The organism is Leifsonia sp. 10N434, assembly GCF_056394405.1.
Window position 1 is genome coordinate 362,179 of record NZ_JBFTHV010000002.1, and the last position, 14,602, is coordinate 376,780.

Annotated in this window: 12 protein-coding genes and 1 pseudogene; 4 read left to right on the forward strand and 9 right to left on the reverse strand. The window is 69.6% G+C overall.

Going from position 1 to position 14,602, the window contains the following annotated elements; all coding sequences use genetic code 11:
- Window positions 1-9: 9 nt before the first annotated feature.
- On the reverse strand, window positions 10-1,119 hold the full coding sequence (gene dnaJ, locus AC1DB1_RS07410) for a molecular chaperone DnaJ (RefSeq protein ID WP_477200303.1): 1,110 nt from the start codon (window positions 1,117-1,119) through the stop codon (window positions 10-12).
- Between the two features lie 27 nt (window positions 1,120-1,146).
- Window positions 1,147-2,166 carry a heat-inducible transcriptional repressor HrcA gene (hrcA, locus tag AC1DB1_RS07415; protein WP_271178568.1) on the reverse strand — a complete coding sequence of 340 codons (1,020 nt, stop codon included), beginning with the start codon at window positions 2,164-2,166 and terminating at the stop codon, window positions 1,147-1,149.
- 207 nt (window positions 2,167-2,373) lie between these two features.
- Here hrcA and AC1DB1_RS07420 point away from each other — a divergent pair, with 207 nt between their 5' ends.
- Window positions 2,374-2,967: a DUF4870 domain-containing protein gene (locus tag AC1DB1_RS07420; RefSeq protein ID WP_477200304.1), complete on the forward strand. Its 594-nt coding sequence runs from the start codon at window positions 2,374-2,376 to the stop codon at window positions 2,965-2,967.
- Between the two features lie 149 nt (window positions 2,968-3,116).
- Window positions 3,117-3,497, forward strand: a complete 381-nt coding sequence (locus AC1DB1_RS07425; RefSeq protein WP_271178566.1) for a DUF4870 domain-containing protein — start codon at window positions 3,117-3,119, stop codon at window positions 3,495-3,497.
- Between the two features lie 43 nt (window positions 3,498-3,540).
- Here AC1DB1_RS07425 and hemW read toward each other — a convergent pair whose 3' ends face one another.
- The 4 genes from hemW to AC1DB1_RS07445 all read right to left on the reverse strand — a co-directional run bounded on the left by hemW (window position 3,541) and on the right by AC1DB1_RS07445 (window position 8,622).
- The gene (gene hemW, locus AC1DB1_RS07430; RefSeq protein ID WP_477200305.1) at window positions 3,541-4,770 is read right to left on the reverse strand and encodes a radical SAM family heme chaperone HemW; all 1,230 of its coding nucleotides are present in this window, start codon (window positions 4,768-4,770) and stop codon (window positions 3,541-3,543) included.
- Window positions 4,771-4,772: 2 nt separating this feature from the next.
- Window positions 4,773-5,420, reverse strand: coding sequence for a DUF1990 family protein (locus AC1DB1_RS07435; protein WP_477200306.1), 648 nt, complete (start codon window positions 5,418-5,420; stop codon window positions 4,773-4,775).
- Between the two features lie 7 nt (window positions 5,421-5,427).
- Window positions 5,428-7,281: a translation elongation factor 4 gene (gene lepA, locus AC1DB1_RS07440; protein ID WP_271178563.1), complete on the reverse strand. Its 1,854-nt coding sequence runs from the start codon at window positions 7,279-7,281 to the stop codon at window positions 5,428-5,430.
- A 114-nt stretch (window positions 7,282-7,395) separates the two neighbouring features.
- A complete protein-coding gene (locus AC1DB1_RS07445) occupies window positions 7,396-8,622 on the reverse strand; it encodes an amidohydrolase (protein ID WP_271178562.1) in 1,227 nt (408 codons plus the stop codon).
- Between the two features lie 74 nt (window positions 8,623-8,696).
- Between AC1DB1_RS07445 and AC1DB1_RS07450 the strand changes: the two genes are divergently transcribed.
- Entirely contained in the window at window positions 8,697-9,587 is an 891-nt protein-coding gene (locus AC1DB1_RS07450; protein WP_477200307.1) for an NAD-dependent epimerase/dehydratase family protein, read from the forward strand.
- Window positions 9,588-9,802: 215 nt separating this feature from the next.
- Window positions 9,803-10,063 (forward strand): 30S ribosomal protein S20, encoded by a 261-nt coding sequence (gene rpsT, locus AC1DB1_RS07455; RefSeq protein ID WP_477200308.1) that lies wholly within the window; start codon window positions 9,803-9,805, stop codon window positions 10,061-10,063.
- A 132-nt stretch (window positions 10,064-10,195) separates the two neighbouring features.
- Here rpsT and holA read toward each other — a convergent pair whose 3' ends face one another.
- From holA to AC1DB1_RS07470, 3 genes and pseudogenes are all read right to left on the reverse strand, one after another.
- Window positions 10,196-11,233: a DNA polymerase III subunit delta gene (gene holA, locus AC1DB1_RS07460; RefSeq protein WP_477200309.1), complete on the reverse strand. Its 1,038-nt coding sequence runs from the start codon at window positions 11,231-11,233 to the stop codon at window positions 10,196-10,198.
- Between the two features lie 557 nt (window positions 11,234-11,790).
- Window positions 11,791-13,761 (reverse strand): annotated as a pseudogene (locus AC1DB1_RS07465) (ComEC/Rec2 family competence protein); the annotation flags it as partial.
- Window positions 13,758-14,558, reverse strand: coding sequence for a helix-hairpin-helix domain-containing protein (locus AC1DB1_RS07470; protein ID WP_477200310.1), 801 nt, complete (start codon window positions 14,556-14,558; stop codon window positions 13,758-13,760). The gene AC1DB1_RS07470 and the pseudogene AC1DB1_RS07465, both read right to left, overlap by 4 nt.
- Window positions 14,559-14,602 lie beyond the last annotated feature (44 nt).

A 14,602-nucleotide genomic window follows, 5' to 3' on the forward strand; every position in this document is an offset into this window, starting at 1 on the left:
GACCCCGGATCAGACGTTGAGGAACCGGTCGCGCAGCTTCGCGAAGAGACCCTGCTGGAATCGCGCCAGGGTCGGCTCGGTGTGCTTGTGGGCCGCGGCGAACTGCTTGATGAGTTCGCGTTCCTTGTGGTCGAGCTTCACCGGCGTGACCACCTGGATGCCGACCCGCAGGTCGCCTCGCCCACTGCCACGCAGGTGCGTGATGCCGCGGTCCTTGATCGTGATGATATCCGCGCTCTGCACGCCGGCCTTGAGGTCCATGCTGATGTCGCCGTCGAGGGCCTTGACCGTCGCGGTGGTGCCGAGGATCGCATCCGTCATCGCGACCTCGAGGGTGCAGAGCAGGTCGTCACCGTCGCGGCTGAAGACGTCGTGGTGCTTGACCTTGATCTCGAGGTAGAGGTCTCCGTTGGGGCCACCGGCGGGACCGGCCTCGCCGCTGCCCGGCATCTGCAGACGCAGGCCGGTGTCGACGCCGGCGGGGATGTCCACCGGTACGGTACGGCGGGCGCGCACGCGTCCCTGACCCTGGCAGGTGACGCACGGCGTGGCGATGACGGTGCCGTACCCGCGGCAGGTGCCGCAGGGGCTCGAGGTCATGACGTTGCCGAGGAGCGAACGGACCGAGCGCTGGATGCTGCCGGTGCCGTGGCAGATGTCGCAGGTGACCGGCGCCGTGCCCGGCTGGCAGCAGGACCCGTTGCAGGTCTCGCAGACGACAGCCGTGTCGACCTCGAGGTCGCGGTGGGTGCCGAAGATGACCTCGTCGAGGTCGACCTCGACGCGCAGGAGCGCATCCTGACCGCGCTCCCGGCGCGACTTGGGGCCGCGCGACGTTCCGCCGCCGCCGAAGAAGGTCTCGAAGATGTCGCCGAAGCCGCCGAAGTCCGCGCCGCCTCCGCCACCGAAGCCGGGCTGCGGGCCGAGGTCGTACTGCTGGCGCTGCTGCGGGTCGCTCAGCACGTCGTACGCGTGCGTGACCTGCTTGAATCGCTCGGACGCCTCCGGGCTGGGGTTGACGTCGGGGTGGAGTTCCCTCGCGAGGCGGCGGTACGCCTTCTTGATCTCGTCGGGGGTGGCGTTGCGCTCAACGCCCAGGACTTCGTAATGGTCGGCCACGTACGGCTTTTCCTTCTCGTTCGGTGCTTATTCGCCCAGCAGGCGGGAGAGGTATCGGGCGACCGCGCGAACGGCCGCCATGTTGTTGGAGTAATCCATGCGGAGCGGTCCGAGCACACCCAGCCGGGCGATGTCGGATCCGGAAGAGGTGTAACCGCTGGAGAGCACGCTGGTCTCGGCCAGGCCGAAGGCGGCGTTCTCGCGACCGATGCTGACGGCGACGCCGTGCTGATCGGTGGCCATCTCGCCGAACAGACGTAGCAGCACGACCTGCTCCTCGATCGCCTCCAGCACCGGGAAGATGCTGCCGGTGAAATCGTGCTCGGTGCGCACGAGGTTCGCAGCGCCGGCCATGACCAGCTTCTCCTGGCGGTTGGCGGCGATCTGGTCGATCAGTGCGCTCGCCACGGGCGCGACGAGGCCGCGGGTGCGCTCGGTGAGCGCCTCCGGCAGATCGTTGAGCCGGTGTGCGGCGTCGTTCAGCGACAGCCCGGCCGACGCGCCGTTGATGGCGCCCCGGATCTCCGCGACGTCTTCATCGCTCAGGTCGGACCCGAGTTCGATGACGCGTTGCTCGACCGCGCCGGAATCCGTGATCAACACGCTGAGCAGCCGTCGCGGCGCCAGCATGACGAGCTCGATGTGCCGGATGCGCGAGCGCGCGACCGACGGATACTGCACCAGCGCGACCTGGTTGGTGAGCTGCGAGAGCAGGCGCACGGTGCGCGCGAGCACGTCGTCGAGGTCGACGGACTGCCCGAGGAACACCTCGATCGCCTGCCGCTGCGCGGGACTGAGCGGACGCATCTCGGCGAGATGGTCGACGAACAGCCGGTAGCCCTTGTCCGTCGGCACCCGGCCGGATGAGGTGTGGGGCGCGACGATCAGCTCTTCTTCTTCGAGCGCCGCCATGTCGTTGCGGATGGTCGCGGCGGAGACTCCGAAGGCGTGCCGCTCCACGATGCTCTTGGAGCCGACCGGTTCACGAGACGCGACGTAGTCCTGCACGATCACACGCAAAACCTCGAGGCTGCGCTCGGACACCATACGACTCGCCTCCTGTCCGAACTGTTAGCACTCACTTCTCTTGAGTGCTAATCATATCGTGCCGACACGCAGACACATTCATTGCACGCCTGAGATTCACAGCAGTACCGTATGCATGCGCTCCCACAACTGCGTGGCGCGCACTGATCGGCAGGCCCGGCCGGCCGACGGTTCGATCCGAACGAGCTCGAACGAAAGGCACCGATCATGAGCGACCCGACTCAACCCCCGAGCGATCCGGCCGCGGGCGGGGTTCCGCCGCAGCAGCCGCAGCAACCCGTTCCGCCCGCAGGCGCCGTACCGCCGCCTCCTCCCCAGCAGCCCTACGGATCGGTTCCGCCGCAGCAGCCCTACGGATCGGTTCCGCCCCAGCAGCCGCAGCAGCCGCAGCAGCCGTACGGCGGCGTTCCGCCCCAGCAGCCGCAGCAGCCGTACGGCGCACCGGCCGCCCCGCTCGACCCGGCCCAAGACAAGCAGTGGGCCTCCTTCGCGCACCTCGGCGGCATCCTCTGGATCCTGCCGTCGCTGATCATCTTCCTCGTCTTCAAAGACCGCGGCCGGCTGACCAACCAGGAGGCGAAGGAAGCGCTCAACTGGCAGATCACCTGGATCATCGTCTGGATCGCCTCCCAGATCGTCGGCGCCATCCTGTCGTTCACGGGCATCGGCTGGCTGCTCTTCGGCCTGCTGATCCCGTGGGTGCTCTACGTCGTGAACCTGGTGTTCTCGATCCTCGGTTTCGTCAAGGTCAACGGCGGGGGAACGTACCGGTATCCGGTGAACTTCCGGTTCATCAAGTAGGTCGGCGCCGCCTCAGCGACGGGCGCGAGAAGAAGCCGGGAGGCTGACAGCCCTCCCGGCTTCTTCTCAGTTTCGGCTCGATCGTCCTAGAGTTGGTGGCGACAGTGGTCCCGACCCGCCCGCAGTCCGGGCGCACCCAAGGAGTGAAGATGTCCGCAACGCCCCCGCCCCCTCCCGGAGCGCCGTATGGCGGTACTCCGCAGCAGCTCAGTCCGTCCGACGAGAAGCTCTGGTCGACGCTCGTCCACATCGGCGGCATCCTGTTCAACTGGATCCCGGCGCTGATCGGCTACCTCGTGCTGAAAGACAAGGGACCGTTCGTGCGGGCGCACACCGCGACCGCGCTCAACTTCCAGATCACGATCTTCATCGCCTACATCGTCGGCTGGCTGCTGACGATCGTGTTCATCGGGTTCCTCATCCTGGCGGCCGCCTGGGTGATCAACATCGTCTTCAGCATCATCGCGGCGGTCAAGGCGAACCAGGGCGAGTTCTACACCTACCCGCTCGCCATCAAGTTCGTCAGCTAGTCGCGAAAGCGCCCGGTCCGCCGGCCGCGGCCCGCTTTGCCGGTCAGTCGTCGGCCAGCAGGCGCCGCACAACGGCATCGGCCAGCAGCCGCCCTCGCAGTGTCAGTTCCACGACACCGCGCAGGGCGGCTTTCGCGTCCACGAGGCCGTCGGCGATCAGGCCGGCCACGGCCGTGCGGCCGTGCTGGTCGAGCTCGGTGGTCGAGAGTCCGTCCCGGATGCGCGTCAGCAGCAGCACGCGCTCGACGCGCTGCGTCTCGGCATCCAGCGTCTCGCGGCCCGCGGCCGGCGACTCGCCCGCGAGCACCCGGCCGGCGTACGCCGCAGGATGCTTCACGTTCCACCAGCGCACGCCGCCGACGTGGCTGTGCGCGCCAGGGCCGATGCCCCACCAGTCGTGTCCCTGCCAGTAGGCGAGGTTGTGGCGAGACCGGTGGGCGTCGTCCGTCGCCCAGTTGCTGACCTCGTACCAGCCGTAGCCCGCGGCGGCGAGCCGAGCATCCGCCAGTTCGTACATGTCGGCCTGCAGGTCCTCGTCGGGTTCCGCGACGCCGCCCGATTTGATCTGGCGCGCGAGCTTGGTGCCCGGCTCCACGATCAGCGAGTAGGCCGACAGATGGTCGGGACGGCAGGCGATCGCGCTCTCGAGCGACCGCGACCAGTCGTCGAGCGACTCCCCCGGCGTGCCGTAGATGAGGTCGAGGCTCACCTGGAGCCCGGCGGCACGCGCCCACTCGACGACGAGCGGAACGCGCTCGGGGTCGTGGGTGCGCTCGAGGGTGGCGAGCACATGAGGCACAGCCGACTGCATCCCGAAGGAGACTCGCGTGAAACCGGCGGCCGCGAGCTGCTCGAGATACGCGGCATCGACGGAGTCGGGATTGGCCTCGGTCGTCACCTCGGCGCCCTCGGCGAGGCCCCACGCGTCGCGCACGGAGGCGAGCATGGCCGTCAGGTCGGTCGCCGGCAGCATCGTCGGCGTGCCGCCCCCGAAGAAGACGGTGGACGCCGCACGCGGTGCGATGCCGGTCGCCTCGAGCACCCCGGCCGCGAACGCGACCTCGCTGATCGCATGCGCGGCGTAGTCGCTCTGCGCGACTCCGCGGAGCTCGGTCGCCGTGTACGTGTTGAAGTCGCAGTAGCCGCAGCGCACCCGGCAGAACGGCACGTGCAGATAGACGCCGAAGTTGCGTTCGGCGGCGCGCTCGGCGGTCGACGCGGGCAGCAGGCCGTCGGCGGGCGCCGGATCGCCCAGCGGAAGAGCACTCGGCACGGTCAGACCGACCGAACGGGCAGGAGGGCGCGCAGGTACTTCGCCGTGTAGTGACGCTGCACCAGCCGCAGGATGGGCCCGAACGCACGGTAGAAGCCGTTCGCCGGCCGCGAGAACGCACGCAGCACGAACCAGACGGACCCGTCGTCCCGCTGCTCGACGATGAACGCCTCCTCGCCGCTCTCCGGATGCCCGTGCAGGGTTCCGTAGGCGAAGCCGGCGCGGTTGGGCTCGTCGATCACGTAGACGACGCGCATCGGCGCCGAGACGTGAATGGGACCGAAGGGGATCTTGAGCACGGCGGTCATGCCGTTGGCGATGTACGGCGACCCGTCATCCGCGAACACGGCCTCGGCCTGACGGTGCTCCTGGAGCTTGGCGGGCGAGCCGTCCGGGTTGAAGATCACCCCTTCGTACTGCACGCCGGTCCCCTCGTGGGCGTCGGTGACCTTGATCCCGCTCCCCCGTTGCACGCCCCACGTCATGAGGGAGGTGACCGCCGTGGCGAAGCGCTCCTCGCCGCTGCCGAGCCGCGCCTGGCGCTCAAGGGGGCGGTAGCCCTTCGGCGGGTAGTACAGCAGGTCGGGAGCCTGCGTGCCGCCCACCGCGCCGTACGTCACGGGCTGATCGGTGAACGTTGAGCGTCGCATGGCGTGCCTACTTCTTGTCCTTCTTCTCGACGTCGCCCGAGAGCGCGGCGATGAAGGCTTCCTGCGGTACCTCGACCCGGCCCACCATCTTCATGCGCTTCTTGCCCTCCTTCTGCTTCTCGAGGAGCTTGCGCTTGCGGGTGATGTCACCGCCGTAGCACTTCGCGAGCACGTCCTTGCGCATGGCCCGGATGCTCTCGCGGGCGATGATCCGCGCGCCGATGGCGGCCTGGATCGGCACCTCGAACTGCTGGCGCGGGATGAGCTCGCGCAGCCGCCCGGTCATCAGCACGCCGTAGGCGTAGGCCTTGTCGCGGTGCACGATCGCGCTGAACGCGTCGACCTGCTCGCCCTGCAGCAGGATGTCGACCTTCACCAGATCTGCCTCCTGCTCGCCGGCGGGCTCGTAGTCGAGCGACGCGTAGCCGGCGGTGCGGCTCTTGAGCTGGTCGAAGAAGTCGAACACGATCTCGCCGAGCGGCATGGTGTAGCGGATCTCCACGCGGTCCTCGCCGAGGTACTCCATGCCCATGAGCGCGCCGCGGCGGCTCTGGCACAGCTCCATGATGACGCCGACGTAGTCCTTGGGGGCGAGGATGGCGGCCTTCACCATCGGCTCCTCGACCTTGGCGATTTTGCCGCCGGGGAACTCGCTCGGGTTGGTGACCGTGATGGTCTTCTTGTCCTCGGTGGTGACCTCGTAGATCACGCTGGGGGCCGTCGTGATCAGGTCGAGACCGAACTCCCGTTCGAGGCGCTCGGTGACGATCTCGAGGTGGAGGAGTCCGAGGAAGCCGCAGCGGAAGCCGAAGCCGAGGGCGACCGAGGTCTCCGGCTCGTACACGAGCGCGGCATCCGACAGCTTGAGCTTGTCGAGCGCCTCGCGCAGTTCGGGATAGTCGCTGCCATCGATCGGGTAGAGACCCGAGAACACCATCGGCTTGGGCTCCGTGTAGCCCGGGAGGGCCTCCGTCGCCGGCTTCGACGCGGTCGTGATCGTGTCACCGACCTTCGACTGGCGCACGTCTTTCACACCCGTAATGAGGTATCCGACCTCGCCGACGCCGAGGCCCTTCGACGGGGTCGGCTCCGGGGAGCTCACGCCGATCTCGAGGATCTCGTGCGTCGCCTTCGTCGACATCATCTGGATGCGCTCGCGCGGCGAGAGCTTGCCGTCGATCATCCGGACGTACGTGACGACACCGCGGTAGCTGTCGTAGACCGAGTCGAAGATCATCGCGCGAGCCGGCGCATCCTTCTTGCCGACCGGCTGCGGGATGAGTTCGACGACACGATCCAGCAGGGCATCCACGCCCATGCCGGTCTTCCCGGAGACGCGGAGGACGTCTTCGGGACGGCCGCCGATGAGGCTCGCGAGCTCGGCGGCGTACTTGTCGGGATCGGCCGCCGGCAGATCGATCTTGTTGAGCACCGGGATGATCGTGAGGTCGTTCTCGAGCGCGAGATACAGGTTGGCCAGCGTCTGGGCCTCGATGCCCTGCGCAGCATCGACGAGGAGGATCGCACCCTCGCACGCCGCCAGCGATCGCGACACTTCGTAGGTGAAGTCGACGTGCCCTGGGGTGTCGATCATGTTGAGCGTGAAGGACTGACCGGAGTCGTCGGCCCACGGCATGCGCACGGCCTGGCTCTTGATCGTGATGCCGCGCTCACGCTCGATGTCCATGCGGTCCAGGTACTGCGCGCGCATGTCGCGCTCGGCGACGACGCCGGTGATCTGCAGCATCCGGTCGGCCAGGGTGGACTTGCCGTGGTCGATGTGGGCGATGATGCAGAAATTGCGGATGAACGCCGGATCGGTCGCGGCGGGCTCGAGGGCCTTCAGAGCTCGTGGTGACATTGTGGGTCGATTCTCCCACGAGCCGAGCCCGCTTCCCTATTCGGGCGTCGGCGGCGGCATCGGCTGCCGGGCGAGCGGGCGCCGTCGACGGATCGGACGGCACCCGCCGACGGGTCAGACGGCCGTGTCGAACCGCTCGGAGCGCTCGACGACGACGCCGTGGTCGCCCTCCCAGCGGTACACCTCTGCGCCCTCGATGAAGACGCGCTCGGCGCGCGAGTTCACGTCGAGCGGGTCGCCCGACCACACGACGATGTCCCCGTCCAGTCCCGGCGTCAGCGAGCCGACGCGCTCGTCCAGCTTCAGGAAGGAGGCGGGGTTGACCGTCAGGGCTTCGATCGCGGTGTCGCGGGGCAGCCCCTCCTTGACCGCGAGGGACGCCTGGTGCACGAGGAAGTTGATCGGCACGACGGGGTGGTCGGTGGTGATCGCCACCCGCACGCCCGCGGCGGCCAGCTTGCCGAGATTCGCGATCGCGCGATCCTTGAGCTCGACCTTCGAACGGGACGTGAACATCGGTCCGAAGATGACCGGGATGTCGCGCTCGGCGAGCACGTCGGCGAGCTTGTGACCCTCGGTGCCGTGGTTGATGACGAGACGGTAGCCGAACTCGTCGGCGAGCCGGATGGCCGTCGCGATGTCATCGTGACGGTGCGTGTGCTGGTCCCAGGCGAGCTCGCCGTCGAGTACGCGAACCAGCGTCTCCTTGCCGAGGTCGCGGGCGAACGACTTGCCGTCCTTCTCCGCCTCGTCGCGCTGGGCGCGGTAGTTCTGGGCCTCGACGAACGCCTGGCGGATGATCATCGCGACGCCCAGGCGCGTGCTGGGGGTGACGTTCTTCGCTCCATAGACGCGCTTCGGGTTCTCACCGAGGGCCGACTTCACGCTGACGGCCTCGCGGATGACCTGCTCGTCGATCGTGCGCCCGCCCCACGACTTGATCGCGACGGTCTGGCCGCCGATCGGGTTGCCGGATCCCGGCTTGACGACGATCGAGGTGACGCCGCCGGAGAGCGCGTCGCGGAAGCCCTCGTCGTCGATGTTGATCGCGTCGATCGCGCGCACGGCGGCGGTGTTCGGCACCGTCATCTCGTTCGTGTCGTCACCGGCGGGGCCGTTGGCCTCTTCGTGGATGCCGACGTGGCCGTGCGACTCGATGAAGCCGGGAAGAACCCACTTGCCGCTCGCATCGACGGTCTCGACGCCGTCCGGAACCGTGACATCGGCGCCGACCGCCGTGATCCGGCCGTTCTCGACGAGCACGGTGCCGTTCTCGATCGGGTCCCCGGCGACGGGGACGAGGTAGGCGTTGACGATGGCGATGGATGCGGGATTCTTCATGATTTCGAGCCTACGCCCGGGCATCGGCGGCACGGTGCGGGAATGGATGCGTCGCCGTCGCGTTGCACGCAAGCATGAGCATCCTCCTCACCGGCGCGACCGGCTTCATCGGATCATCCGTCCTCCCCCGCCTCATCGACGAAGGCCACAGCGTCGTCGCCCTGGTGCGCGACGAGACGAAGGCCGCCGCGGTCGAGGCCGCGGGCGCGACCGCCCTGATCGGGGACGCGACGGACGTGGAGCTCGTCGAGCGCGCGGCGCGCGAGAGCGACGGAGTGATCCACCTGGCATCGTCGAAGGATGTCGACCCGGTCTTCATCGGCGCTGTTCTCAGCGCGCTGGAGGGCACCGGCAAGGCGTTCGTGCACACCGGCGGCATCTGGACCTACGGCTCGAACGAGGACATCACCGAGGACTCGCCGTCGGCACCCCCGGCCCTGACCTCGTGGCGCGGTGCGAACGAGGCGCGCGTGCTGGCGGCTCGCGGCATCCGCACGGCCGTCGTCGTCCCGTCGATCGTCTACGGCTACGGCAGGGGTCTCGCGAACGAGATCGTCGACGCGCCGCGCGGAGACGGGGTCGCCCCGGCGCTCCGCCTCATCGGTGACGGCTCGCAGCACTGGGCGACCGTGCACGTGGACGACCTCGCCGCCCTGTACGTGCTGGCCTTCGAGAACGGCGACGGCGGGTCGGTCTACCTCGGCGCGAGCGGGACGAACCCGACCGTGCGCGAGCTCGGCGCGGCCGCGGCCGCGGCGGCGGACATCGCCGGCGGCGTTCAGCCGGAGACCGTCGAGGAATCGCGCGACCGGCTCGGCGCCGGGCTGGCCGACGCCCTGCTGCTCGATCAGCAGGCACGTGGCACGAAGGCGCGCATCGACCTGGGCTGGGAGCCGAACGGCCCGACGCTGGTCGAGGAGATCACATCCGGTTCGTACGCGGTGAAGCAGACCGCGACCGCCTGACGCACACGGAGGCCGGGCGGGCTCGTCGGCCCGCGCGCCAGGCAGCCTGTCGGTTCGGCGCGGCGCGCGGGGTCGATGCGTTTGGTCAGACGGGCCCGCACTGGTAAAGTTGTTTGTTGGCTTGCGTGTGGGTTCCGTCCGCACGATTGCCGCAAGGCGCCCTCTCTCGCTGAGCGGCTCATCCGAAACTCACTTACGAACGAAAGTAACCACACGTGGCAAACATCAAGTCGCAGATCAAGCGCATCGGTACGAACAAGAAGGCGCAGGAGCGCAACAAGGCCGTGAAGAGCGAGGTCAAGACCGCCGTTCGCGCAGCCCGCGAGGCCGTCGTCGCCGGAGACAAGGACAAGGCGACCGCAGCCCTCACCGTCGCCAGCAAGAAGCTCGACAAGGCCGCCAGCAAGGGCGTCATCCACAAGAACCAGGCCGCGAACCGCAAGTCGGCGATCGCCAAGCAGGTTGCGAGCCTCTAAGCACCACACGTCCGCGGGCCTGGTCCCGTGAGTCGAAGAGCCCCCGTCATGGCGACGGGGGCTCTTCGCGTTTCACTCGCGTTGTCGCGGTCGGGGCAGTTTCTCGCGCTGGTTCCGTGCTCGTGCTGGGGCTCAGTCGCGGCCGCGTGAACTCACGATGCGGATCATCCGTTCGAGCGCGAACACCGGGTCCCGGCCGCCGCCCTTCACGTTCGCGTCGGTCTCGGCCAGGACCTCGATGCAGCGGCCGAGGCCGTCTTCCGTCCAGCCGGAGAGGTCGCGGCGGGCGCGGTCGACCTGCCAGGGAGCGAGCCCGAACTGCTGGGCCAGCTGCCCGGATCCGCCGCGTGCACCGGAGATCTTCGCCATCGTGCGGATCTTGCTGGCGAACGCCGCGACCATCGGCACCGGGTCGGCACCGGATGATAAGGCGTGCCGCATGGTGATGAGCGCCTCGCCGTGCCGGCCGGCGATCGCGGCGTCGGCGACCTGGAACGCGTTGGTCTCCATCCGGCCGCCGTAGTACTTGTCGACCGTCGCCTCGGTGATCTCGGCAGCCGTATCGGAGATGAGCTGCTGGCAGGCGCCGGCGAGTTCGGCGAGGTCATCGGCGAAGGCGGAGGTGACGGCGCGGAGCGCGCCGGGGCTGATCTTCTTTCCCGCCGCCCGGAACTCCGCCTGCGCGAAGTCGTACTTGTCGGAGTCCTTCTTGAGTTCCGTGCAGACGACCTCGATGCCGCCGCCCGTTCCCGCTCGGATCGCGTCGAGCAGCTTCTTGCCGCGCACCCCGCCACCATGGCGGAGCACCACGACGGTGCCGTCAGCCGGAGAGGCGAGGTAGTCGAGCATCTCGGCGAGGAAGACGTCGCTGCATTTCTCGACCGATTCGACCCGGATCAGCCGCGGCTCGCCGAACAGCGACGGGCTGGCGAGGGTCAGGAGCTCGCCGGGGGCGTAGTCGTTGGCGGCGAGATCGCTGACTTCGAGGCTCGGGTCCTCCGTCTTGAGCGCGTCGCGCAGCGCACGGATCGAACGATCCGCGAGAAAGCCCTCTGGGCCGGAGACGAGGACGATCGGTGCGGGCCGAACCTGGTTCCAGGAGAGCTGCGGGATGGCGGCCGCCGTACGCCCCGCGCTCGCGTTCGACCTGCTGCTGCCTCGTGCCGCCACGTTCCTCCTCGTTCCCCTCCAGCATACGGGGGCCCACTGTCATCGATCCGCGCGCCGGAGGCGTCGGAGCGCTCCGTCCAGAGCGACACCGCTCCCTCGGCCGACCCGGGCGAGACGAGGACGAGACCCTGACGATCGGTGCGCGCCCAGGACGTGCAAGCCGCGCCGAGGATCTCGAACGCGCGCGCCGTGGGATGCCCGTAACCGTTCGCCGCACCCACCGACAGGAGGCCGAGCGCCGCTCCGAGCTCGGCGTACAAGGCGGCGCTCTGATCGGCGGATCCGTGATGGGCGACTTTGACGACTTCGACGGCGCCGACCCTGCCCGATGCGAGCAGTTGATCCTGCTCGCGCTCCCCCAGGTCGCCTAGGAACAGCGACGTCAGACCGTGTCCCTCGGCCATGATCACAACGCTGCCCGCGTTCCCTGTGGGCGGGGGCGCCGCAGATGCTGCCGGCGGCCACACCACGCGCCAGCTCAGACCCCCGAGCGTGCCGTGCATCCCGGCCTCTCCGCGCGAGACGGTCGTCCCTGTGGACTCCAGCCGGCCGACGGTAGTGTCGTCCGCGGCGTTCGACGTCGCGCCGACCACCGCCGCCGTTGCGCGGCCGATCACGGACTCGAGGCCGCCGATGTGGTCGGCGTCGTAGTGGGTGAGCACGAGCAGGTCGAGCTGTTCCACACCGAGCCGATCGAGGCACGCCGCGGTGGGGCCGGCGGTGCGCCCCACGTCGATCATCGCTGTGCGGCCGTCGTCGCGAAGGAGCAGCGCGTCACCCTGGCCGACGTCGCACGCCGCGATCTGCCAGTCGTCGGGCGTCGCGAGGGCGCTCCCGAGCGTGGCGCCGCCGAGCGCTCCCGCGTAGACACCGATTCCGCCGATCAGCACCGCGGACGCCACAGACATCGCGATCCCCCGCGTGCGGCGACGACCGGCTCCCTCGTCGGGCTGCGCCCCCACCACTCCGTGGGATGGCCGACCGGACCGCCGTCCGAGAGCCAGGACCGCCACGGCCGCCAGCGTGCCCGCGCTGAGCACCACCCCGAGTGGACCGTCCACCCAGGGCAGACTGCTGCCCGGAAGGGACGCGGTCGTCTGCGCGACCGCCGCGATCCACGCCGACGGCAGCCAGGCGATCCAGACCAGGGCTTGGCCGAGCACCGGCGCGACAGGGAGCACCAGGCAGGAGACGAGGCCGACAAGGGTGCCGATGGGCGCCGCGGGTTCGGCCAGCAGATTGGCGGCGACGCCGTACAGCGGCAACGTGGGCGTGAGCAGGATGAGCACCGGCTGACAGGCGAGCTGCGCCGCGAGCGGAATGGAGACGACGGCTGCGAGACTGCGCGGCATCCAGCGCGCGAGCACGCGCGCCAGCGGACCGGCGAGCACCAGGAGGCCCGCGGTCGCCAGCGCGGAGAGCGCGAAGCCGTAGTCGCGGGCGAGCCACGGGTCGTGCGCGAGCAGCACGATCGCCGCAAGGGCGAGCACCGGCACTCCCTGTGCCGGGCGACCGCGTGCAAGCGCGACCAGAACGATCACCGCCATCGTCGCCGCGCGCACGACACTCGCTCCGGGCGTCACCAGCACGACGAACGCCAGCAGCATCGCGAGGGACATGAGGACCCGAGTGCCGCGTCCGAGGCCTGCCGCTGCGCAGAGCAGGAACACGATGCCCGTCACCAGCGCGCAGTTGGCCCCGGACACCGCGGTCAGGTGACTCAGCGCACTGACCTTCATCGCCTCGTCCAGCTCGAGGCCGACGGCGGAGACGTCACCGATCGCCAGTCCGGGAAGAAGGGAACCGCCGTTGCCCGGCGTCGCCGCCGCGGCAGCCGAGAAACCGTTCCGGAGCACGTCGGTCCAGCGAAGCCAGGGGGCCGCGTCGGCGACCACGACGGGCGGTGAACGCGCGCTCACCAGGAAGGCGGTCGTATCGCCGGGGACGTTCGTGCGTACGCTCCCCTCCACCCGCGACACGGAGCCGAACACGATCGTCCGCGCGTCGCCCGCCTCCATCGACCCGATCACTGTCACGGGAGACTCGACGGCGTACCACTCGCCGCGCGCGGTCACGGACGACGCCGTGCCCTTCCACATCCACCGGGGTCGCCCGTCGAAGCCGCCCGAGATCCGTTGCGGTGTGCGGTCGGCGCGCACCTCCAGGGTGACCGCGGCCGACCCGGCGGCCGCGTCGACCAGCGGCTCGGGAGCGCGCCGGGGTTGTTCACGCGCGATGACGCTCAGCACGAGCGCAGCAGCCACGAGGGAGAGCACGCCGGCGGTCCAGATCACCGTCACGCCGTGCCCCGTGCGCCTCGAGTCATCTCGACTCGCACCTACCTGGCTCCCACGGCCGCCGGCTGCGGCGACCCGCAGGCATACCCAGACGGTGATCACGGTGCCCACGCCCACGAGCGTCCACGTGACAGCCGCGGCAACGGGCGCCGTCTGGGGCGCACCGACCGCCATCGCTGCAGTGCCCCACATCGTGACGGCAGGGACCGCGAGCCGCAGATCCACCGTCATACCGTGATCCGGTCCTTCAGCCCGTCGAACAGCTTCTCGCCGATCCCGGTCACCTTCATGAGGTCGCCGGGAGCCGTGAAGCGTCCGTTCGCCGAGCGCCAGTCGGTGATCCGCTGAGCGAGCGCCGGTCCGATCCTCGGCAGGGTGGCGAGCTCGGCCTCCGATGCCGTGTTGATGTTGACGAGGGCGCCGGATGCCGCGACGCTGCCTCCGGGCGCGGTCGTCGGGGCAGCAGCCGGGACCTCCCCGGCTCGCGGCACCGGGAGCTGTTCGCCGTCGGACACCGGCCGCGCGAGATTGATGCCGGACACGTCGGCATCGGCGCTGAGTCCGCCGGCCGCGGCGACCGCGTCGACCACCCGGGATCCGGCCGCCAACGAGACGAGCCCGGGCTTCTTCACGGCCCCGAGCACGTGCACCAGCAACTCCGCGCCGCCCACCGCGCCGGCGGATGCGCTCGGCACCGAACCGGACGGAGCCGTCGAGCCGGCCGGCGCTGCCGCGGCGAGTTCCGCGACTGTCCCCTGCTGTCCGATCGCGGTCACGATCACCGTCACGACGAGTGCCGCGATCACGAGCACGACCGCGGCACCGATCCCGATCCGCACCCGCGTGGAGCGTGGTGCAGGAGCGAGGTCGGCCAGTGATGATTCGTGACCCTGGGCAGCCGCATCCACGCCGGACGTACCGCCTGGGCTCACCGCCTCGTTCGAGCCCAGCACCTCGTCTGGGTCCACCGCATCCGCCAGGCCCGACGCCTGACCACCACGATGCCGCCCGGCACTTCGCTCCCCCATCCCTCCACGGTACGAAGCCGGGTCGCGCGCCGGGCGCCCGACGG

Coding starts and splice junctions, on each gene's coding strand:
- hrcA (WP_271178568.1), bottom strand. CDS start 2,166: ATGGTGTCCGAGCGCAGCCTCGAGGTTTTGCGTGTGATCGTGCAGGAC.
- AC1DB1_RS07420 (WP_477200304.1), top strand. CDS start 2,374: ATGAGCGACCCGACTCAACCCCCGAGCGATCCGGCCGCGGGCGGGGTT.
- AC1DB1_RS07445 (WP_271178562.1), bottom strand. CDS start 8,622: ATGAAGAATCCCGCATCCATCGCCATCGTCAACGCCTACCTCGTCCCC.
- AC1DB1_RS07435 (WP_477200306.1), bottom strand. CDS start 5,420: ATGCGACGCTCAACGTTCACCGATCAGCCCGTGACGTACGGCGCGGTG.
- AC1DB1_RS07470 (WP_477200310.1), bottom strand. CDS start 14,558: ATGGGGGAGCGAAGTGCCGGGCGGCATCGTGGTGGTCAGGCGTCGGGC.
- AC1DB1_RS07425 (WP_271178566.1), top strand. CDS start 3,117: ATGTCCGCAACGCCCCCGCCCCCTCCCGGAGCGCCGTATGGCGGTACT.
- lepA (WP_271178563.1), bottom strand. CDS start 7,281: ATGTCACCACGAGCTCTGAAGGCCCTCGAGCCCGCCGCGACCGATCCG.
- AC1DB1_RS07450 (WP_477200307.1), top strand. CDS start 8,697: ATGAGCATCCTCCTCACCGGCGCGACCGGCTTCATCGGATCATCCGTC.